The organism is Rhodanobacter thiooxydans, from assembly GCF_021545845.1.
Classification (GTDB): domain Bacteria; phylum Pseudomonadota; class Gammaproteobacteria; order Xanthomonadales; family Rhodanobacteraceae; genus Rhodanobacter.
This window is the reverse complement of record NZ_CP088923.1, coordinates 3,966,640-3,985,884: the sequence shown is the minus strand read 5'-3', so window position 1 is coordinate 3,985,884 and position 19,245 is coordinate 3,966,640. Positions and strand designations below refer to the sequence as shown.

Here is a 19,245-nt window from a genome sequence, read left to right as displayed (position 1 = left end):
GGACAAATCAACCACAGCTTCGAAGCGCTTGCGCGCGGGGTGATGGGCTAGTCTAGCAGCCTCCCCCGCACCCTCGGCCGCCACATATCCACACCGGTATCCACAGCGTGCCGACTACGGTCATTTGACAGCAGCAACGGCTAGCCCACATACTTTCCAACCTTTTTATCCACATTCCCTTCGGAGCAACCCATGAAGCGGACCTTCCAGCCCAGCAAGCTCAAGCGCGCTCGCACGCACGGTTTCCGTGCCCGTATGGCCACCGCCGACGGCCGCAAAGTCCTCAGCGCCCGTCGCGCCAAGGGCCGCAAGCGCCTGATCCCGTAATCGGCGCGAGCGTCATGGCCAACGCCGAGCTGCCGCGCGAAGCGCGGTTACGTCGGCCGGGTGACTTTGCCGCCTTGCGAAGCAGCAGCGGACGCGCAGGCGGCCGCTGTTTTCATATGCGCTATCGTGACAACGGCCTCGACCATGCCCGGCTCGGCCTGGCAATTTCCAAGCGCGTCTCCAAGCGCGCGGTCGAACGCAACCGGATCAAACGCCTGCTGCGCGAGTCGTTCCGGCGCGTGCGCCACCGGCTGCCGGCGGTCGACATGATGGTGATGGCGCGCGAACAGGCTGCCGGCGTACCCGGGCCGCAGCTGCTGGCCGAACTCGACGGCCTGTGGAAAAAACTGCAGGCCGGCCATGCCGCAACGTCCGGGCCATTGAAGCCCGCCGGCGACACCCGCACAATCGAGCGTTGACCTTTTCCCTTCCTGTCTCCGCGGCGTGGACACGTGTCGTGGCGTTACCCGGATCTGCTACGCGATGAATCAAACGCGCACCTTCCTCATGTTCGCCCTGCTGGCCGTGGCCTATTTCCTGTTCCTGGCCTGGGAGAAGGATTACGGCCCCAAGGCGCCGCCACCGGAGGTTGCCAGCACCGCCGCCGCTTCGTCGGCCGATGCCAGCGTGCCGGGTGCGGTCCCCACCGTCACCCAGTCCACTCCCTCCCCGGCCGCCATGGCGGATGGCGGCCAGAGCGCTGCCGCGCCGGCGCAGTTGATCACCGTCACCACCGACGTGTTGAAGCTGAGCGTGGACCCCCGCGGCGGCAGCCTGGTGCACGCCGACCTGCTGGCCTACCCGCAGGCGCCGCGCACGCACAAGGCACCGAACCCGCCGCCGACCGTGCTGCTGTCCGGCGACGAGGCGCATTACTCCGTTGCCCAGAACGGCCTGGTCAGCAGCAGCGACAGCGCGCCGGCCGATCAGCCGAACCACCTGGCGCTGTTCCACGCCGAGCAGACCGCCTACGCGCTGGCCGACGGCCAGGATGAGCTGAAGGTCGATCTCACCTGGCAGGACGCCGCCGGCCTCAAGGTCACCAAGACATATACCTTCAGGCGTGGCAGCTACGTGATTGGCGTGAGCCAGCGCATCGACAACGGCAGCGCCACCGCCTGGCATGGCAACGCCTACCAGCAGCTGCTGCGGGTCGAGCGGCCGAAAGCCGGCAACTGGCTGGCCAACTACACCAACCCGGAAATCCGCAGCTTCCAGGGCGCCGCCTGGTATACCGGCGAGAAGTTCGAGAAGCTGACGTTCAAGGACTTCGCCGAACCGAAGGACCAGCTCAACGCCTCGATCAAGGGCGGTTGGGCGGCGATGCTGAAGCTGTACTTCGTCACCGCCTGGATTCCGCCGGCCGGCCAGACCGAGCAGTACGTCACCCAGACCATCAACCCGGACAGCGCGCATCCGCGCTACCTGATCCGTACCGTCGGCCCCGCACTCAGCGTGGCGCCGGGACAGAGCCTGACCAGCCAGTCGCGCCTGTACGTCGGCCCGAACAAGCAGGGCACCATGGACGCGGTGGCGCCGGGGCTGGACCTCACCATCGACTATGGCATGTTCAAGATCATCGCCGTGCCGATGCACTGGGTGCTGTCGCAGTTCCACGCCATCACCAAGAACTGGGGCGTGGCGATCATCCTGCTGGTGTTGCTGATCAAGGGCCTGAGCTGGAAGCTCACCGCCATCCAGTACCGCTCCAGCGCCCGCATGCGCAAGCTGCAGCCGCGCGTGCAGGCGCTCAAGGAGCGCTACGGCGACGACAAGCAGAAGATGCAGATGGCGATGATGGAGCTGTACAAGAAGGAGAAGGTCAACCCGATGGGCGGCTGCCTGCCGGTGCTGATCACCTTGCCCGTGTTCTACGGCCTGTTCTTCGTGCTCGAGTACAGCCTGGAACTGCGTCACGCGCCGTTCCTGTGGATCCCCGACCTCAGCGCGCCCGATCCGTTCTACATCCTGCCGATCATCTACGCGCTGGTGATGCTGGGCACGCAGTGGCTGAACCCGGTCGCCGCGGGCATGGACCCGACCCAGGCGAAGATGATGAAGGTGATGCCGCTGCTGTTCACCGTGATGTTCGCCTTCTTCCCTGCCGGCCTGTGCCTGTACTACGCGGTCAACGGCATCGTCGGCCTCGGCCAGCAGTGGTGGATCACCCACCACGTCGACCGCGAGGACACGGCGGCGCCGAAGGCCGCCTGATGGACGACTCTGGCGATCGTCCCTGATCGTCAAGGTCAAACGGGCGGCCATCGGTGGCTGCACCTCCGATAAAAGCGGCCGCGCCGGGCAACCGCGCGGCCGTCTTCGTTTACGCCAGGAACCCGCCTGCGCTCCTATAGTCTTTCAGATCCCGAGAAACTCCGCCGCGCCCTGCGCCAGCAGATCGGCCGCCACCTGCCGGCCCAGCGCGAGCGCCTGGTCACTGGGGCCGCTGGCCTCCGCGCGCAGCAGCCGGCCGCCGGCGGCGTCGCCAACCAGGCCGCGCAGGTGCAGGCCGTGTTCGCCCAGCATGCACCACGCGCCGACCGGCACCGTGCAGCTGCCGCCCAGCGCCTGGTTCATCGCGCGCTCGGCGCTCACCGTGAGCCGGGTGTCGGCGTCGTCCAGCGCGACCAGCAGCGCCAGCACGCCGGGCTGGTCGGCGCGCGCCTCGATCGCGATCGCCGCCTGGCCCGGCGCCGGCAGCCAGTCCGGGGCGGCCAGCCGCGAGCGGATGCGCACGGCCAGGTCGAGGCGTTCCAGCCCCGCGCAGGCCAGCACGATCGCGTCGTAGGCGCCGGCATCGAGCTTGGCCAGCCGCGTGCCCACGTTGCCGCGCAGGTCGAGCAGCACCAGATCCGACCGCAACGCGCGCAACTGCGCCTGCCGGCGCAGCGACGAAGTACCCACGCGCGCACCGTGCGGCAGCGCGGCGAGGTCGGCGTAATGGTTGCTGACGAACGCGTCGGCGGCATCCGCGCGCGGCAGCATCGCCGGCAGCGCGAAACCCGGCTCCAGCTGCGCCGGCACGTCCTTCAGCGAATGCACGGCGAGGTCGGCGCGGCCTTCCAGCATCGCCACCTCCAGCTCCTTCAGGAACAGCCCCTTGCCGCCGATGGTGGCCAGCGGCTGGTCGAGGATCTCGTCGCCGCGGGTGGACAAGGGCACCAGTTCCACCGCCAGCCCGGGATGCGTGGCGCGCAGCCGCGACGCGACGTGCTCGGCCTGCCACAGCGCGAGTGCGCTCTTGCGGGTGGCGATGCGCAGGGTGGAAGGGTTCATTGGGGCTCCGCGGCGTTCGACGGGCCCTCATTGTCGCGTAGTTTGCGCAAGGCGGCGTAACGGCAGATTGGCGCAGGACGGCGGCAAAGCCGCTACGATGAGGGCAAACCACGGGAGCAGATCATGCAAAGCGGCAATCCGGCGCTCAACAAGAACACCTTCCTCGACGCGGCCAGCGGCGCTGTCGTCACGCGCGACGACCAGGCGATGACGATCAACGGCACGGTCAACAAGACCGGCCTGCTGCTGCTCCTGGTGCTGGTCGGCGCGATGGTCAGCTGGAGCCGGTTCGCCGGTCCGGACAGCCTGCCGGCGATGATGCCGCTGGTGCTCGGTGGCGCCATCGGTGGCCTGGTGCTGGGGCTGGTCACCGTGTTTAAGAAGACCTGGGCGCCGTTCACCGCGCCGCTGTACGCAGTGGCGGAAGGGCTGTTCATCGGCGCGCTGTCGGCGATCTTCGAGATGCGCTACCCCGGCATCGTGATGCAGGCGGTGGGGCTGACCTTCGGCACCATGGCCGCGCTGCTGCTGGCCTATCGCAGCGGGCTGATCCGCGCCACCGAGAAGTTCAAGCTGGGCATCGCCGCGGCCACCGGCGGCATCCTGCTGCTGTACCTGGCCAACTTCGCAATGGGCTTCTTCGGCCACTCGATCGGCTTCATCAACGGCAGCAGCGGCGTCGGCATCGCGTTCAGCGCGGTGGTGGTGGTGATCGCCGCGCTGAACCTGATCCTCGACTTCGACCTGATCGAGACCGGCGCCCAGCAGGGCGCGCCGAAGTACATGGAGTGGTATGGCGCGTTCGCGCTGGTGGTCACCCTGGTCTGGTTGTACCTGGAGCTGCTGCGCCTGCTGTCGAAACTGCAGTCGCGCAACTGAGCGGTAGCGAAGGCCGTTGTTGTAGGAGCGCACCCTGTGCGCGATGCTCTTCCGTCACGTGACGAAGGGCATCGCGCACAGGGTGCGCTCCTACACGTTTTTGGCGGGGTTCAGCACTTTCTTCGCCCGGGCCACCACGTTCTCCACCGTGAAGCCGAACTCGCGCAGCAGCACCTCGGCCGGGGCGGAGGCGCCGAAGTGGTCGATGCCGAGCATGTCGCCGCGCGCACCGACGTAGCGGTCCCAGCCTTGCGGGGAGCCCAGTTCCACCGCCAGTCGCGCTGAAACATCCGGCGGCAGCACGCTGTCGCGATAGGCCTGCGGCTGCGCGTCGAACAGTTCCCAGCTCGGCATCGACACGCAGCGCACGGCGATGCCGTCGGCCTGCAGTTTTTCGGCGGCTGCGATGATCAGGCCGATCTCGGAGCCGCTGGCGATAAGGATCAGCGCGGGCTTGCCGTCCGGCGCGTCGCGGAGCACGTACGCGCCGCGGCGCAGGCCGTCGGCGCTGGCGTAGCGGCTGCGGTCCAGCGTGGGCACGTTCTGCCGGGTCAGCGCCAGCAGCACCGGCCGCCGCTTCGTTTCCAGCGCCACCTTCCACGCCACCGCGGTCTCGTTGGCGTCGGCGGGGCGGATCACGGTGAGGTTGGGGATCGCACGCAGGCTGGCCAGCTGTTCCACCGGCTGGTGGGTGGGGCCGTCCTCGCCCAGCGCCACGCTGTCGTGGGTGAATACGTGCACTACGTGCGCGCCCATCAACGCCGCCAGGCGGATCGCCGGGCGCATGTAATCGGAGAAGATCAGGAAGGTCGAGCCGTAGGGGATGAAGCCGCCGTGCACGGCCAGCCCGTTGGTGATCGCGCCCATCGCATGCTCGCGCACGCCGAAGTGCAGGTTGCGCCCGGCGTGGCTCCAGCCGCCGCTGTCGGATCCCTGGCCGTCCTCGCCCCGCAGCAGCGGCGGATTGAAGTCGCCCAGATCCTTCAGCGCGGTGTGGGTGGACGGATCGAGATCGGCCGAGCCGCCACACAGCGCGGGCAGCTTCGGCGCGATCGCGTTCATCACCTTGCCGCCGGCGACGCGGGTGGCGAGGCCCTTGGCGTCGGTGGAGAACACCGGAATGTCCGCATCCCAGCCGACCGGCAGCGCGCCATCCAGGCGGCCCAGCAGTTCGCGCGCCAGTTCCGGAAAGGCCTGGGTATAGACGTCCATACGGCTGTTCCAGGCGCGTTCGGCCTCCGCGCCGCGGTCCAGCGCTTCGCGCAGGTGCTTGAGCGCCGGTGCCGGCAGCAGGAAGTCCGGTTCGACCGGCCAGCCCAGTTTCTCCTTCGTTCTCCTGACGTCCTCGACGCCCAGCGGCGAGCCGTGCGCCTTGAACGTATCCTGCTCGGGCGAGCCGTAGCCGAGGTGCGTGCGCACCAGGATCAGCGAAGGCCGCGTGGCGTCGGCGCGGGCGTCGTCGAGTGCGGCGTCGATCGCCGCCAGGTCGTTGCCGTCGGCCACGTGGATGACCTGCCAGCCGTAGGCCTCGAAGCGCTTGCCGCGATCCTCGGAGAAGGTGATGTCGGTACCGGCGGCGAGGGTGACGTAGTTGTCGTCATACAGGCACACCAGCTTGCCGAGCTGCAGGTGCCCGGCCAGCGAGGCGGCTTCGCTGGCCACACCTTCCATCAGGTCGCCATCGCTGACGATGGCCCAGGTGCGATGGTCGATCACCGTGTGGTTGTCGCGGTTGTAGCGCGCGGCCAGGTGCGCCTCGCCGATCGCCATGCCCACCGCGTTCGCCAGCCCCTGGCCGAGCGGGCCGGTGGTGATCTCCACGCCCGGCGTGTGGCCGTATTCGGGGTGCCCCGGCGTCTTGCTGCCCCACTGGCGGAACTGCTTCAAGTCGTCCAGCGTGAGGTCGTAGCCGGTGGCGAACAGCAGGCTGTACAGCAGCGCCGAGCCGTGGCCGGCGGACAGCACGAAGCGGTCGCGGTCGGGCCAGTGCGGATTGGCGGGGTTGTGCTTCAGCTGATGCGTCCACAGCGCGTACGCCATCGGCGCGGCGCCCAGCGGCAGGCCGGGGTGGCCGCTGTTGGCCTTCTGCACCATGTCCACCGACAGGAAGCGCAGCAGGTCGATGCATGGCTGGTCGAGGTCGTGGGACATGGCGTTCTCCGGTGTGAGGGAATGGTGCGAGGAAACCGTCGTCATCCCCGCGCAAGCGGGGATCCAGTGTCTCTCTCCTTGCCGACGGCCTTGAAGTCGCTGGATGACCAGCTTCGCTGTTGATAAAGCGCCTCCCGCTTGCGCGGGAATGACGTCGTCCGGGAGGCCCAAGCCTGCATTCAGGCCAGCGCGGTGTCGACGATCTGCTGCGCTTCGGCAAGCAGGCTTTGCAGATGCTCTTGGCTCTTGAAGCTTTCGGCGTAGACCTTGTAGATCGCTTCGGTGCCGGACGGCCGCGCGGCGAACCAGCCGCTGGCGGTGATCGCCTTGATCCCGCCGATCGCCGCGCCGTTGCCGGGCGCCTTGTCCAGCACCTGCTCGATGGTCTCGCCGGCGAGCCGGTCGCTTTTCAGTTGGTCGGGCGACAGCTTCGCCAGCTTCGCCTTCTGCGCCGGCGTGGCCGCGGCGTCGACGCGACTGGCGAACGGTTTGCCGAGTTCGTTCGTCAGTCGGGCATACAGCTCGCCCGGGTCCTTGCCCCCGCGCGCGGTGATCTCGGCCGACAGCAGAGCCGGCACCAGGCCATCCTTGTCGGTGACCCAGGCCGTACCGTCGCGGCGCAGCAGCGAGGCGCCCGCGCTTTCCTCGCAGCCGAAGCCGAGCGAGCCGTCGAACAGGCCGGGTGCGAACCACTTGAAGCCGACCGGCACTTCATAGAGTTTGCGCTGCAGCCGCTTCGCCACGCGGTCGATCAGCGCGGTGCTGACCACGGTCTTGCCCACCGCCGCGTGCGCGCCCCACTGCGGGCGATGGCGGAACAGGTAGTCGATCAGCACTGACAGATAATGGTTCGGCTCCATCAGTCCGCTGCTGCGGGTGACGATGCCGTGGCGGTCGTGGTCGGTGTCGCAGGCGAACGCCACGTCGTAGCGGTCCTTCAGGCCGATCAGCCGCTGCATCGCGTACTTCGACGAGGGGTCCATGCGGATCTTGCCGTCCCAGTCCACGCTCATGAAGGCGAATTGCGGGTCGACCGTCTCGCTGACCACGGTGAGGTCGAGCTTGTAGCGCTCGGCGATCGGTGCCCAGTAGTGCACGCCGGCACCACCCAGCGGGTCCACGCCCATGTGCACGCCGGCGCCGCGGATGACGTCGAAGTCGACGATGTTCGCCAGGTCGGCGACGTAGGCATTGAGGTAATCGTGCTCGTGCGTGCCGGCCGCCTTGCGCGCCTGCGCGTACGGCATCCGCCGCACGTCCTTCAGGCCGCCTTCGAGCAGGGCGTTGGCGCGGTTCTCCACCCACTTGGTGATGTCGCTGTCGGCGGGGCCGCCGTTGGTGGGGTTGTACTTGAAGCCGCCGTTGTCCGGCGGGTTGTGCGAGGGCGTGATCACGATACCGTCGGCGAGACCCGAGCTGCGGCCGCGGTTGTGGACGAGGATCGCGTGTGACACCGCCGGCGTCGGCGTGTACTCGCCGCCGCTGGAGATCATCGCCTGCACACCGTTCGCGGCCAGCACCTCCAGCGCGTTCTCGAACGCAGGCTGCGACAGTGCGTGGGTGTCGGCGCCGATGAACAGCGGGCCGTCGATGCCCTTGCCCTGGCGGTATTCGCAGATCGCCTGGCTGATCGCCAGGATGTGCGCCTCGTTGAAGCTGCGCTCGAACGAGTTGCCGCGATGGCCGGAGGTGCCGAAGGCCACCCGCTGCGCCGGCACCGACGGGTCGGGTTTCAGATCCGCGTAGGCGGCCAGCAGTTGCGGCATGTCGACCAGGATCGACTGGGGTGCCGGCTTGCCGGCGAGGGGGCTGATCTTCTGGCTCATGGGCTCTCGAAAAATTTTCGGTAAGTGTGCAGATGCTTGTAGGAGCGCACCCTGTGCGCGATGCCTTTCGCCTGGGAACCCAAGAGCATCGCGCACAGGGTGCGCTCCTACAAGAAAACGCGTCAGGTGTGGCCGTCGCGCAGCGCGCGGTAGCGGCGTATCAGGTTGTTGGTGGAACTGTCGTGGGCGAGCGGCAGTTCGTCCGGCGCAGTCAGCTCGGCGATGGTGGTCTTGGCCAGCTGCTTGCCCAATTCCACACCCCACTGGTCGAACGAGTCGATGTCCCAGATCACGCCCTGCACGAACACGCTGTGTTCGTACAGCGCGATCAGGCTGCCGAGCACGCGTGGCGTCAGTCGCTGCGCGAGGATCGTCGTGCTGGGACGGTTGCCGGGGAACGTGCGGTGCGGGGCCAGGGCCGCATCGGTGCCGGCGGCACGCACTTCCTCCGCGGTCTTGCCGAACGCCAGCGCCTCGCCCTGGGCGATCAGGTTCGCCAGCAGCAGGTCGTGCTGGTCGCCGAGCGGGTTCAGGCTCTGGCCGAAGCCGATGAAGTCGCACGGCACGATCCGCGTGCCCTGGTGCAGCAGCTGGTAGAACGAGTGCTGGCCGTTGGTGCCCGGCTCGCCCCAGTAGATCGGCCCGGTGGCGTAGTCCACCGCGGCGCCGTCGCGGCTGACGCGCTTGCCGTTGCTCTCCATGGTCAGCTGCTGCAGGTAGGCCGGGAAGCGCTTCAGGTATTGCTCGTACGGCAGCACCGCGACGCTGGCGGCGTCGAGGAAGTTGTTGTTCCACACCGCCAGCAGGCCCATCAGCACCGGCAGGTTGCGCTCGAACGGCGCGTGCCGGAAATGCTCGTCCATCGCGTGGAAGCCGGCCAGCATTGCGCGGAAATGCTCCGGGCCGATCGCCAGCATGGTGGACAGGCCGATCGCCGAATCCATCGAATAGCGCCCGCCCACCCAGTCCCAGAAGCCGAACATGTTGGCGGTGTCGATGCCGAACTTTGCGACTTCGGCGGCATTGGTGGAGACGGCGACGAAATGCTTCGCCACCGCGCGCTCGTCGCCCAGTGCGGCCACGCTCCATGCGCGCGCGGCATGTGCGTTGGCCAGGGTCTCCAGCGTGGTGAAGGTTTTCGAGCAGACGATGAACAGCGTCTCGGCGGCGTCCAGGCTGTGCACCGCCTCGGCGAAGTCGGTGCCGTCCACGTTGGAGACGAAGCGGAACGTCATGTCGCGACGGCTGTAGGCGCGCAGTGCTTCGTACGCCATCACCGGGCCGAGGTCCGAGCCGCCGATGCCGATGCTGACCACGTTGCGGATGCGCCTGCCGCCATGGCCCAGCCACGCGCCGCTGCGCACGCGGTCGGCAAACGCGGCCATGCGGTCGAGCACCGCGTGCACGTCCGCCACCACGTCGTGGCCGTCGACCAGGATCTGCTCGCCCGCCGTCGCGCGCAACGCCACGTGCAGCACCGCGCGGTGCTCGGTGGTGTTGATCCGTTCGCCGTTGAACATCGCCGCGATCCGCTGCGGCAGGCCGCAGGCTTCGGCCAGCTCACGCAGCAGGCGCAGCGCGTCGGCGTCCACGCGCTGCTTGGAGTAATCGAGGTACAGGCCGACGTCTTCCAGCACGAAGCGCTCGCCACGCTGCGGATCGGCGGCGAACCATTCGCGCAGGTGTCGCTGGCCGATCGCGTCGGCATGCCGTTGCAACGCCTGCCACGACGGCAGGCGGGTCAGTCGCGGTTCGCTCATGGCAGCTCGGATTCCTTGTCCAGTGCGCTGGCCTTGTCGGCGATCCGCTGCAGCAGCTGCTGCCACGACTTCACGAATGCCGCGGCGCCGTCCTGCTGCAGCTTCAGCGCCAACGCGTCGATGTCCACGCCGGCCCTGGCGATCTGCGCCAGCACCGCGTCCGCGTCACCGCCGTCGTCGGACAGCACGCCGTGCAGCTGGCCGTGGTCGGCGAATGCGTGCAGGGTCTTCTCCGGCATGGTGTTGATGGTGTCCGGCGCGGCCAGCGCGCTGACGTACAGGGTGTCCGGCGCGGACGGATCCTTGGTGCCGGTGCTGGCCCACAGCAGGCGCTGCGGCCGCGCGCCGGCGGCGGCGAGTTTCTGCCAGCGCTTCGAGGCCAGCAGTTCGCGATAGGCGCGGTAGGTCTGCTGGCCCACCGCGATGCCCAGCTTGTTGTGCAATGCGTCCGGCAACTGCTTGTTGGCGGCCACATCCCAGCGGCTGATGAACAGCGAGGCGACCGAGCCCACGTGCGGGTCCAGCCCGGCGGCCAGGCGCCGCTCGATGCCGCGCAGGTAGGCCTCGGCCACCGCCTGGTACTGCGCACAGGAAAACAGCAGGGTCACGTTGATCGGGATGCCGAGGAAGATCGCCTCCTCGATCGCCGGCACGCCTTCGGGGGTGCCGGGAATCTTCACGAACAGGTTGTCGCGGTGGGCCAGGTGCTGGATGTGGCGCGCCGCGGCGATCGAGCCGGCGGTATCGGCGGCCAGCAGCGGCGATACCTCCATCGAGACCCAGCCGTCGACCTGGCCGGTGGCGTCGAACACCGGGCGGAACAGGTCGGCGGCGCGGCGCAGGTCCTCCAGCGCCAGCTCGGTGAACAGCGTCTCGCCGGAAAGCCCGGCCAGCGCCTTGGCGTGGATGCCGGCGTCGTAGGCGTCGCCGTTGCCGATCGCCGCGTCGAAGATGCTCGGGTTCGAGGTCAGCCCGGTGATCGAGTCCTCGGCGACGTAGCGCGCCAGCGTGCCGTCGTCGAGCAGGCTGCGGGTGATGTTGTCCAGCCACAGGCTCTGGCCGAGGTCGTGCAGTTGGCGGGTTGCTTTCATGCTTGCTCCGTGTTTCCGGTTCGATCGATGCAATAGGTTCAGTCTGCCGGCAGGCTGATCGCGGGCGCGCGCGGCAGGAAGTCTTCAAGCTTACGCCGGCGCAGATCGCCGATGCACGCGATGGTGAAGTCCGGTGCCGGCGCGATGGTTTCGCCGGCGCTGGCGGCCGCGTAGTGACCTTGGCGCACGAACACGGTGGTGAGCTTGCGGCCCAGGTGCTGCTTCATCGCGGCCAGGATCTGCGGCTTGTCGTCCACCATCACGTAATGCGCGGCCGGGTAACGCTGCTGCATCGCCACCAGCATCTTCTGCTTGTGCAGGTAGACCAGCACCTCGCCGCCCAGCGCGGCCCACAGTCCGGCGCGGCGGATCTTGTGCGGCTGGAACACCACGTCGCCGTCGGACAGGATCGCGGTGGGCCCCAGCGTGCGCAGGTGCGCCACCGTCTCCAGCGCATGCGGGTACAAGCGGTCGGCGAACGGATAGTCCAGCAGGTAGCCGGACATCTGCAGCAGCGATGGGTCGTTGTCCAGGCCAACGCGAAAGCGCTGCAGCGTGCCCAGATAGTCGGCGAAGCCGGATTCCCGCCGCAGCTCCTCGTAGATCGCCCAGTAGCGCGCGCGCTCATCGGCGCCGAACGCCGCCTCCAGCGTGGCGCCGAGGTCGGCGCCGAAGCGGTCGTTGTCGAGCAGGGTGTTGTCCACGTCGAGCAGGAACACCACCGCGGCCGCTTCGGCGGCAGGGCTGCTCAGCATGGCCTGTCCGCCGCCGCCCGTGGCTCGTGCCAGCCTTCCTCGCCCGCGATGCGATCGGCCGCGGGCGGGCCCCAACTGCCCGGCGCGTAGACGTCCACCGCGCCTTCGTGGGCCAGCACGCGGTCCACCACCGCCCACGCCGCCTCCACGCATTCGTCGCTGGTGAACAGCGCGTTGTCGCCGCGGATCGCGTCGCCGAGCAGGCGCTCGTAGGGCGACTTCTCCGGCGCCAGATCGTGCCGCACCACCAGTTCCACCGGCTCGCCGCGCATCTCCTCGCCGGGCTGCTTCACCCGCATGCCCGCGGCGATGATCACCTCGGGGCTGAGCCGGAAGCGGAAATAGTTCGACTGCGCTGCGCCGATCGGATCGAACACCGACAGCGGCGGCGCCTTCATGTCCACCATCACCTCGGTGGTAGTGAGCGGCAGCCGCTTGCCGGCGCGGATGTGGAACGGCACGCCGGCCCAGCGCCAGGTGTCGATGTACAGGCGCAGCGCCACGAAAGTCTCCACGTTCGAATCGGCCGCCACGCCGTCGACCTCGCGGTAGCCCTTGAACTGGCCGCGCACCACCTCGGCCGGGTCGAGCGGGCGCATCGCGCGGAACAGCCGCAGCTTCTCCGCGCGCAGCGCTTCCGGACCGCGCCGCCGATCGGCGCATCCATCGCCAGCAGCGAGGTCACCTGCAGCAGGTGGTTCTGCAACACGTCGCGGATCGCCCCGACGCCCTCGTAGAACGCGCCGCGGCCGTCCACGCCGAACTGCTCGGCCATGGTGATCTGCACGCGGTCCACGTAGCGGTTGTTCCACACCGGCTCCGGCACGGTGTTGGCGAAGCGGAAATACAACAGGTTCTGCACCGGCTCCTTGCCCAGGTAGTGGTCGATGCGGAAGATCGCCGACTCCGCGAACACCGCATGCAGCGTGCGGTTGAGCGCCTGCGCCGAGGCCAGGTCGCGGCCGAACGGCTTCTCCACCACGATCCGCGCACCCTCGGCGCAGCCGGCCTGCTGCAGGTTCTTCGCCACCACCGCGAACAGCTTGGGCGGGATCGCCAGGTAGTGCAGCGGCCGTTGTGCTGCGCCCAGCGCCTGCTTCAGCTTCCGGAACGTGGCCACGTCGTTGTAGTCGCCATCGACGTACTGCAGGCGCGCCGCCAGCCGCGCGAAGGCGGCCTCGTCGACCTGGCCGCCCTGCTCCCTCGCCGCCTGCGCCAGGCTGTCGTGCGCGCGCCGGCGCAGCTGCTCCGCGTTCCAGCCTGAGTGCGCCACGCCGATGATCGGCAGGTCCAGCCCGTCGCGCAGCGTCATCGCCTGCAATGCCGGAAAGATCTTCTTGTAGGCCAGGTCGCCGGTGGCGCCGAAAAAGACCAGGGCATCCGAGCGGGGTGTCGGCATGGCGGGGGTGTTCTCCTTGGGGCGGGCGGCATGGCCCCGGCGCGGGTCAGTCGGTGCGCTGCGGCGGCGCTGCGCCATCCTGCCGGACACCGGGTTCACGTTCCAGCGTGCGCGGCGGCAGGTTAAGTCGATGCATAAGCAGGGCCTTGCTGGCGTCGCCGCCCATACCTGGCGCTGCCCACTCAGCCATCGGCCAGATCGTCGGGAATCAGCGAGTAGACCACCGCGCGCTCGGGTCGGCCATGGAACAGCACGCGGTTGCGCGCCTCCACCTCACGCAGCGCACCGAGCTTCTCCGCCACCCGCCGGCTGGCGGCGTTGTGCGGCAGCACCACGATCTCCAGCCGCGTCAGGCCGAGTACGTCGAAGCCCAGCCGGGCGGCTGCGCGGGCGGCGAGCGTGGCCACGCCGCGATTCCTTGCGGCATCGCACACCCAGTAGCCGAGATTGCCCACGCCGTGGGCGCGGTTGACGTGGTTCACCCCGGTGCCGCCGATCAGCGCACCGGCCGCATCGAACACGCCGAGCGGAAACTCCGACCCGGCCGCCCAGCACGCCACGCCATGCTCGACCCAGGCGATCGCATCCGCCAGCGCGTAGTTGTGGCGGCACCAGGGCAGCCAGTACGACAACGACTCCAGCGAGCTGCGTACCGCCCGGTACAGCGGCTCCGCGTCGCCCGGCGCCAACGGCCGTACGACGATGTCGCGTTCCTGCTGCAACCAGGTCGTGGCGGTCTGCCCGGTCATGTCTTGTCCTCCGTCCGAAGCGCCCATTGAGCACGCCAGCCTCAACTGGAGCCGCATGACGCCTCAAGCCGGGGCGCGAAACGGCTCCGACTCGAACGAGCCGTCAGGCGCCACTCGACGCCCGCTCCCATGATGCCACCGGCCCGGGCCGTCAACGGAACAGCGGATGGCGTGCAGGAACGGCCACCCCCGCCCACCGCGAGAGCAGCGACGGACTGCGGACGACTAGCTTGTGCTGCAAGTGCAGCCATTCCAGGGCCAGTTGTCCGGAGCTGACGGAGATTGGCTGAACCGTCCGCACCGGGCCGAGCTTGGACCGGTCAAACGCATAGCCGCGACCAGCCGTCTCGGCGTGAACCGCGGCCAGGTACGAATTGATCGCCAGGCGCGGATGGGGGTGCGCCTTGAAGCGCTCCAGCTGCGGATGCCTGGTGTAGCCGCGGGTCTCGCCGCGGAGCACGGCCCTGGCGAGCAATCCCTTCTGCCATAGCGCAACCAGCCCTTGTGGGTCCAGATACTTCGGGTGCGATGACCATAGACGCAGGTGGTTGGCGCCTAACGCTGGAGGTGAGTGGCGGCGAAGTCGTCCGGCTTGAACGAGTAAAAAGAGACTTCCTCCCTCTTTCGGCCTCGAGGGCCATGATGGTGTTGCGACGCAACCGTCAGCAGAAGAGGAAGTCCCCGTGCGCACGGTACGGTTGTCAGGTTGACCGTAGTGTTAGCGCTTTCCCGTCATCGACGCTCTTCTTGTGGTTTTCGCCTCAAACCCGCATCCCGCCGTTGGTGTCGAGGAACTGGCCGGTGATCCAGCGGGCATCGTCGGAACACAGAAAGGCGACTACGTCGGCGATGTCCTCCGGCGTCCCCAGGCGACCGAGGGTGGTGCTGGCGATCATCTGCTTCTTCACATCCTCGGGCAGCAGTTGAAGCATGTCGGTGGCGGTCGCCCCGGGGGCGACGGCATTGACCGTCACGTGCTTCGCTCCCAATTCCAGTGCGTGCGCGCGCGTCAACCCCTCGACAGCCGCCTTGGACGCGCAGTAAACGCCCGCCCCAGGCACCGCGGCGCGGGCGCCGCCGGACGAGATGTTGACCACTCGCCCCCCGTTTGTCCCGATCCGGCGGGCGAACTCGGCGGTAGCCAGAAGGGTGGTCAGGACGTTGGCACGGAACACCTTCTCGAAGTGGGGCGTGTCCGCGTCCTCAACCGGACGAAGCTCGTGCACGCCGGCATTGTTCACCAGAATCGAAACCGGGCCGAACGTCTGCTCGGCCGCGTCGAACAATTTGGCCACGGCAGCGGGATCGCTCGCGTCGCCCTGAAACGCGAGCGCTTTCCCGCCCGCCGCGGTGATCTCAGCCACAGTCTTTTCGGCCGCCTTCGCGCTGGTGCCATAGTTCACGACCACCTTTGCACCGTCGGCGGCGAGGCGCTTGGCCGTCGCCGCCCCGATGCCACGGGCCGCTCCCGTCACCACTGCCACTTTACCTGTCAATCGTGCTTGTACCATCGGCCTTATCCTCTTCCTAGTCGCTAACGCTGGAGTTAGGCGGCGGCGAAGCCGTCCGCCTTGAACGAGATGTTAGTCGGCATTGCGTGGGCTAGACGAAAAAAGCTTTTCGGCAATTTTGCGGCCACGCTCAAGGCCTTGCGGTGTGAGCCAGACCGACTTGTTCTTGCTTGCGGGATTCTCGATGAAGTCCTGAGCATGAAGGCGATCCATTACGTCGAAGTCGAACCCCTTCCAAGCTCTACCACCTTCGAAGCTGAAAGTCGCAAGAAGTGCAAGCACAGTGTCGTCGATTTTCGACTCGTCGTAGATCATGTTGGGAACCTCAAAGAGCAAGTACCTCAGTATGACGGCTAACGTCCAAGTTCATGGGCGCGCCGCCGATAGGCGGAGCGTCCCCTGCAACGCAGTGTTAGGGCTCATGGGGTCGGCGGTCTATTGACAAAAGCTGCGATGAGCGTTGCCACTGCACCTAGTATGGCCGCTGCAATTGCAGCAACGAACGCGAACTTTGAGACACGCAAGGCCGACTTGGCGATGGAATTAGCCTCTTTAGAAATGGACAGCGCCATTTCATCTCGCATCTCTTGCCGGGCACCTTCGCTCTTTGAGAGCCAGTCCTCTGCCCATTGTTTGCGCCTTGACGCCCAGACACCCTGAGAAAGTTTTGACTTTACCTCGGACTCTCCAAGCGCCTTTAGAGAGGCGATGAAATCCTCATACTCGGACATTTCAAATCCTATCTTCCGTGGAGTTTTTGCGAGGCGAGGATCTTGGCTTCATCAACATCTCGGTCACCGAGAAATATTTTGTCGAGTTGGTCGTCTTTGTATTGTGCTTGCCGTGCAAGAAAACGCTCGAACATTTCCCTAGCGTCGTTGCGCATGTCTTTCAGTTCAAAGTAGCACGCCAAGTCGTAAAGGTAGATGGGCAGTTGATAAATGCTGTAAGCCTTGCCAATTGCGGCTATAGCCTTGTTGATATTTCTTTCCCGCTCGGTATGCTGGCTGGGAAATTCTGCCCACATAATTCGATCTGCGGCGTAATTGGCCAAGCCTCTTGCCGTCAAGCCCTGTTTAAGCTTGTCCGCAACGCTAGGATGTACGGCATAACCCTTGAGCAAGTCGAAAGTCTTATTGACTTCGAGTATCTCCTCGTCTGTCAAGTCGAACGTTGTCGTGGCCGACCTGTTTTTCGATCCGAACAATCCTGAAAAAAGCCCCATAACTTCCTCCGAATGCAATGCGAAAGCGCAGCGAGCGCGGTGTGACGATGAGCCCTAACGCTGGAGTTAAGCGGCGGCGTAACCGTCCGCCTTGAACGAAATGTTAGGGCTGTAGCCCCATTACTTTAGACGCGAATCGCTGCTGCAACACCCCGATTGGCACACCGGGGACTAGAAACGAAAGAACCAATGTTACGAGAGGCCAGCCAGCGGCAAAGCCCGAAGAAACATAGTTGCCATGAATGGCTAGGTAGATGCCACAGCCTAGAGCAACGGGCCATTTGAGGTGGACGAACATCGACGATGAGTTTGCAAGCCAAAGGCTGACAAAGGACATGCGGACAAATATCCACACCCATGAAATGGCAACAATAACGATAGACACATAAACAGGGTCGCAAGCTAGCAACGCGATAGGCGCGATAGGCTGAGCAACGAAGAGCGGCAGGCGAGCCCACTCAATTGCACGCAGCAGGCACCACTTGCTCTTAACCTCGTCTGGTTCATCGCCTACCCATGCAACGTTGAATACGCTCTTGGACATTGCGCGCTATCCGCTCCTGAGCCCTAACGAGCAAGGTCAGCGGCAGTCGGACAGCGCAGCTGGCCGACTGTCCGCTGGACCGGATTGTTATGCGTCATTGGCAGCAAGCGTGACATTTGAGAACCAAAGCTCCATCCAACGGCCAACTTTCTCATTTGCAGTTAACTGCTTTGGAGAAACTGACTTCTTCTCTCCGAAACTTTCAGCGCTTACAAGTACCGCACTATTAACGGTGGCATACAGATGGCTGCTCTCTTGATAAAGAACTCCGATCAAGACCCCGCACCTTGAGCAGAATAGACATTCAGCGATTTCGCTACCTTGACGATACCTTACAAGAAACTGCGAATTCCCGACCTCAATGCGCAGAGAGCCATGCGGATCTGAAACATACGATGCGCCATGCTTGCGACAAAACTCGCAATCACACGCTCTGGGGAAATAGTCACTCGGCGCATTCGGAAGATCGACGACTATACGAATGTTTCCGCAATGACATCCACCCTCAAGCCGATGCATAGGACTCCCACTCATAACGCATAACGCTAAGTAGACCCCAAAAGTGGGGTGTTGCGTCGAGTATGCGGCGCCGCCCCTGACCGCACAAGCGGCGGATTCCTACATCGGATCATGGTCTTGCAGGGATGCCCTGCGCATGGCGGACGGGCATGCTGCCGTCGTTATCAGCGACTTTTGAGGGTGTATGAGTTACCCGGGCGAAAGTGAGGGTGTAACGGGGGTGAAAACGCCGCGGTTGTTGGATCAGGTGCGTGCGCGATTGCGCTTGAAGCATTACAGCCTGCGGACAGAACGGGCGTATGTTGGTTGGATTCGACGGTTTATCCTGGCCCATGGCAAGCGGCATCCGCGCGACATGGGGGTGGCGGAGGTCGAAGGCTTCCTGAGTACGCTGGCGGTCGAGGGTCGGGTGGCGGCAGGCACGCAGAACCAGGCGTTGTCGGCGCTGCTGTTTCTGTACAGGGAGGTGCTGTCGGTCGAGCTGCCGTGGATGGAGACGGTGGTGCGGGCGAAGCGGCCGCAGCGGGTGCCGGTGGTGCTCTCGCGTGACGAGGTGAACCGGCTGTTGGCGATGATGGATGGCCGCTTCGGTTTGATGGCCTCGCTGTTGTACGGCTCGGGCATGCGGCTGATGGAGTGCGTGCGCCTGCGCGTGAAGGACGTGGATTTCGAGCTCAACCAGATCTGCGTGCGCGATGGCAAGGGCGGCAAGGACCGGCACGTGCCGTTGCCGCGACGCCTGCGCGAGGCGCTGCAGGCGCAGCTGGAGCGGGTGCGTTTGATCCACCAGCAGGATCTGGCGACGGGCCTGGGCGCGGTGTGGCTGCCGCATGCGCTGGCGCGCAAGTATCCGTCGGCGCCGCGCGAGCCTGGATGGCAGTACGTGTTTCCGTCGGACCAGCTGTCGCGCGATCCGCGCGACGGCAAGCAGCGGCGCCATCACCTGGACGAGGCCGGACTGCAGCGCGCGGTGCGCAACGCGCGGCTCAAAGCCGGCATCGTCAAGCCGGCCACCTGTCACACCTTGCGCCACTCGTTCGCCACCCACCTGTTGGAGGCGGGTCAGGACATCCGTACGATCCAGGAGCTGCTCGGCCACAAGGACGTGGCGACCACGGCCGCTCTTGCGCATCCATGCGCCCGCGGCATTGGCACATCCGTGTGCTGCACAGATCTATACCCACGTGCTGAACCGCGGCGGTCACGGCGTGCTGAGTCCGCTGGATCGCTGAT

At 66.3% G+C, this 19,245-nt stretch carries 19 protein-coding genes and 2 pseudogenes; 5 read left to right on the top strand and 16 right to left on the bottom strand.

Annotation, left to right across the window (positions count from 1 at the left end):
- The first annotated feature begins 192 nt into the window (after positions 1-192).
- The 3 genes from rpmH to yidC all read left to right on the top strand — a co-directional run bounded on the left by rpmH (position 193) and on the right by yidC (position 2,541).
- Entirely contained in the window at positions 193-327 is a 135-nt protein-coding gene (gene rpmH, locus LRK53_RS18115) for a 50S ribosomal protein L34 (RefSeq protein WP_008438884.1), read from the top strand.
- Between the two features lie 14 nt (positions 328-341).
- Entirely contained in the window at positions 342-746 is a 405-nt protein-coding gene (rnpA, locus tag LRK53_RS18110) for a ribonuclease P protein component (RefSeq protein WP_027491612.1), read from the top strand.
- Positions 747-810: 64 nt separating this feature from the next.
- Positions 811-2,541, top strand: coding sequence for a membrane protein insertase YidC (gene yidC / locus LRK53_RS18105; RefSeq protein WP_027491611.1), 1,731 nt, complete (start codon positions 811-813; stop codon positions 2,539-2,541).
- A gap of 144 nt (positions 2,542-2,685) precedes the next feature.
- Here the strand turns inward: yidC and hemC are convergent, their stop codons facing one another.
- A complete protein-coding gene (gene hemC, locus LRK53_RS18100; RefSeq protein WP_027491610.1) occupies positions 2,686-3,603 on the bottom strand; it encodes a hydroxymethylbilane synthase in 918 nt (305 codons plus the stop codon).
- A gap of 123 nt (positions 3,604-3,726) precedes the next feature.
- Here hemC and LRK53_RS18095 point away from each other — a divergent pair, with 123 nt between their 5' ends.
- On the top strand, positions 3,727-4,482 hold the full coding sequence (locus tag LRK53_RS18095) for a Bax inhibitor-1/YccA family protein (RefSeq protein ID WP_027491609.1): 756 nt from the start codon (positions 3,727-3,729) through the stop codon (positions 4,480-4,482).
- A 90-nt stretch (positions 4,483-4,572) separates the two neighbouring features.
- Here the strand turns inward: LRK53_RS18095 and tkt are convergent, their stop codons facing one another.
- The 15 genes and pseudogenes from tkt to LRK53_RS19490 all read right to left on the bottom strand — a co-directional run bounded on the left by tkt (position 4,573) and on the right by LRK53_RS19490 (position 18,012).
- The gene (gene tkt, locus LRK53_RS18090) at positions 4,573-6,633 is read right to left on the bottom strand and encodes a transketolase (RefSeq protein WP_027491608.1); all 2,061 of its coding nucleotides are present in this window, start codon (positions 6,631-6,633) and stop codon (positions 4,573-4,575) included.
- 179 nt (positions 6,634-6,812) lie between these two features.
- Positions 6,813-8,459, bottom strand: coding sequence for a phosphoglucomutase (alpha-D-glucose-1,6-bisphosphate-dependent) (pgm, locus tag LRK53_RS18085; protein ID WP_027491607.1), 1,647 nt, complete (start codon positions 8,457-8,459; stop codon positions 6,813-6,815).
- Between the two features lie 122 nt (positions 8,460-8,581).
- Positions 8,582-10,219 (bottom strand): glucose-6-phosphate isomerase, encoded by a 1,638-nt coding sequence (gene pgi, locus LRK53_RS18080; protein WP_027491606.1) that lies wholly within the window; start codon positions 10,217-10,219, stop codon positions 8,582-8,584.
- Complete coding sequence (gene tal, locus LRK53_RS18075) at positions 10,216-11,310, bottom strand: transaldolase (protein WP_027491605.1); 1,095 nt, start codon at positions 11,308-11,310, stop codon at positions 10,216-10,218. Before tal ends, pgi begins: the two co-directional genes overlap by 4 nt.
- Positions 11,311-11,348: 38 nt before the next feature.
- Positions 11,349-12,065, bottom strand: a complete 717-nt coding sequence (locus LRK53_RS18070; RefSeq protein WP_027491604.1) for an HAD family hydrolase — start codon at positions 12,063-12,065, stop codon at positions 11,349-11,351.
- The gene (locus LRK53_RS19285) at positions 12,059-12,664 is read right to left on the bottom strand and encodes a hypothetical protein (protein WP_255324815.1); all 606 of its coding nucleotides are present in this window, start codon (positions 12,662-12,664) and stop codon (positions 12,059-12,061) included. The genes LRK53_RS18070 and LRK53_RS19285 overlap by 7 nt, the downstream gene beginning before the upstream one ends.
- 113 nt (positions 12,665-12,777) lie before the next feature.
- Positions 12,778-13,377: pseudogene (locus LRK53_RS19280) on the bottom strand (glucose-6-phosphate dehydrogenase); the annotation flags it as partial.
- Between the two features lie 269 nt (positions 13,378-13,646).
- On the bottom strand, positions 13,647-14,213 hold the full coding sequence (locus tag LRK53_RS18060; protein ID WP_027491603.1) for a GNAT family N-acetyltransferase: 567 nt from the start codon (positions 14,211-14,213) through the stop codon (positions 13,647-13,649).
- 151 nt (positions 14,214-14,364) lie between these two features.
- Positions 14,365-14,904: a pyrimidine dimer DNA glycosylase/endonuclease V gene (locus LRK53_RS18055; protein ID WP_235642424.1), complete on the bottom strand. Its 540-nt coding sequence runs from the start codon at positions 14,902-14,904 to the stop codon at positions 14,365-14,367.
- Between the two features lie 70 nt (positions 14,905-14,974).
- Entirely contained in the window at positions 14,975-15,724 is a 750-nt protein-coding gene (locus LRK53_RS18050; protein WP_037088906.1) for a glucose 1-dehydrogenase, read from the bottom strand.
- A 72-nt stretch (positions 15,725-15,796) separates the two neighbouring features.
- Positions 15,797-16,039, bottom strand: a complete 243-nt coding sequence (locus LRK53_RS18045; RefSeq protein ID WP_027491601.1) for a DUF6429 family protein — start codon at positions 16,037-16,039, stop codon at positions 15,797-15,799.
- 104 nt (positions 16,040-16,143) lie between these two features.
- Complete coding sequence (locus tag LRK53_RS18040) at positions 16,144-16,455, bottom strand: hypothetical protein (RefSeq protein WP_185754564.1); 312 nt, start codon at positions 16,453-16,455, stop codon at positions 16,144-16,146.
- An 8-nt stretch (positions 16,456-16,463) separates the two neighbouring features.
- Complete coding sequence (locus tag LRK53_RS18035) at positions 16,464-16,949, bottom strand: hypothetical protein (protein WP_027491600.1); 486 nt, start codon at positions 16,947-16,949, stop codon at positions 16,464-16,466.
- A 103-nt stretch (positions 16,950-17,052) separates the two neighbouring features.
- Positions 17,053-17,493, bottom strand: coding sequence for a hypothetical protein (locus tag LRK53_RS18030; protein WP_185754563.1), 441 nt, complete (start codon positions 17,491-17,493; stop codon positions 17,053-17,055).
- Positions 17,494-17,580: 87 nt separating this feature from the next.
- A complete protein-coding gene (locus LRK53_RS19490; RefSeq protein WP_081666536.1) occupies positions 17,581-18,012 on the bottom strand; it encodes a GFA family protein in 432 nt (143 codons plus the stop codon).
- 184 nt (positions 18,013-18,196) lie between these two features.
- Here LRK53_RS19490 and LRK53_RS18020 point away from each other — a divergent pair.
- Positions 18,197-19,244: pseudogene (locus LRK53_RS18020) on the top strand (integron integrase).
- The last annotated feature ends 1 nt before the right edge of the window (position 19,245 follow it).

Bases quoted from the DNA above. Each gene is read 5' to 3' on its own strand.
- LRK53_RS18095 (WP_027491609.1), top strand. From the start codon at position 3,727: ATGCAAAGCGGCAATCCGGCGCTCAACAAGAACACCTTCCTCGACGCG.
- rpmH (WP_008438884.1), top strand. From the start codon at position 193: ATGAAGCGGACCTTCCAGCCCAGCAAGCTCAAGCGCGCTCGCACGCAC.
- pgm (WP_027491607.1), bottom strand. From the start codon at position 8,459: ATGAGCCAGAAGATCAGCCCCCTCGCCGGCAAGCCGGCACCCCAGTCG.
- tal (WP_027491605.1), bottom strand. From the start codon at position 11,310: ATGAAAGCAACCCGCCAACTGCACGACCTCGGCCAGAGCCTGTGGCTG.
- LRK53_RS18070 (WP_027491604.1), bottom strand. From the start codon at position 12,065: ATGCTGAGCAGCCCTGCCGCCGAAGCGGCCGCGGTGGTGTTCCTGCTC.
- pgi (WP_027491606.1), bottom strand. From the start codon at position 10,219: ATGAGCGAACCGCGACTGACCCGCCTGCCGTCGTGGCAGGCGTTGCAA.
- LRK53_RS18045 (WP_027491601.1), bottom strand. From the start codon at position 16,039: ATGATCTACGACGAGTCGAAAATCGACGACACTGTGCTTGCACTTCTT.
- LRK53_RS18050 (WP_037088906.1), bottom strand. From the start codon at position 15,724: ATGGTACAAGCACGATTGACAGGTAAAGTGGCAGTGGTGACGGGAGCG.
- LRK53_RS18040 (WP_185754564.1), bottom strand. From the start codon at position 16,455: ATGTCCGAGTATGAGGATTTCATCGCCTCTCTAAAGGCGCTTGGAGAG.
- LRK53_RS18060 (WP_027491603.1), bottom strand. From the start codon at position 14,213: ATGACCGGGCAGACCGCCACGACCTGGTTGCAGCAGGAACGCGACATC.
- LRK53_RS19285 (WP_255324815.1), bottom strand. From the start codon at position 12,664: ATGCGCCCGCTCGACCCGGCCGAGGTGGTGCGCGGCCAGTTCAAGGGC.
- LRK53_RS18035 (WP_027491600.1), bottom strand. From the start codon at position 16,949: ATGGGGCTTTTTTCAGGATTGTTCGGATCGAAAAACAGGTCGGCCACG.
- tkt (WP_027491608.1), bottom strand. From the start codon at position 6,633: ATGTCCCACGACCTCGACCAGCCATGCATCGACCTGCTGCGCTTCCTG.
- LRK53_RS18030 (WP_185754563.1), bottom strand. From the start codon at position 17,493: ATGTCCAAGAGCGTATTCAACGTTGCATGGGTAGGCGATGAACCAGAC.
- yidC (WP_027491611.1), top strand. From the start codon at position 811: ATGAATCAAACGCGCACCTTCCTCATGTTCGCCCTGCTGGCCGTGGCC.
- LRK53_RS19490 (WP_081666536.1), bottom strand. From the start codon at position 18,012: ATGCATCGGCTTGAGGGTGGATGTCATTGCGGAAACATTCGTATAGTC.
- rnpA (WP_027491612.1), top strand. From the start codon at position 342: ATGGCCAACGCCGAGCTGCCGCGCGAAGCGCGGTTACGTCGGCCGGGT.
- hemC (WP_027491610.1), bottom strand. From the start codon at position 3,603: ATGAACCCTTCCACCCTGCGCATCGCCACCCGCAAGAGCGCACTCGCG.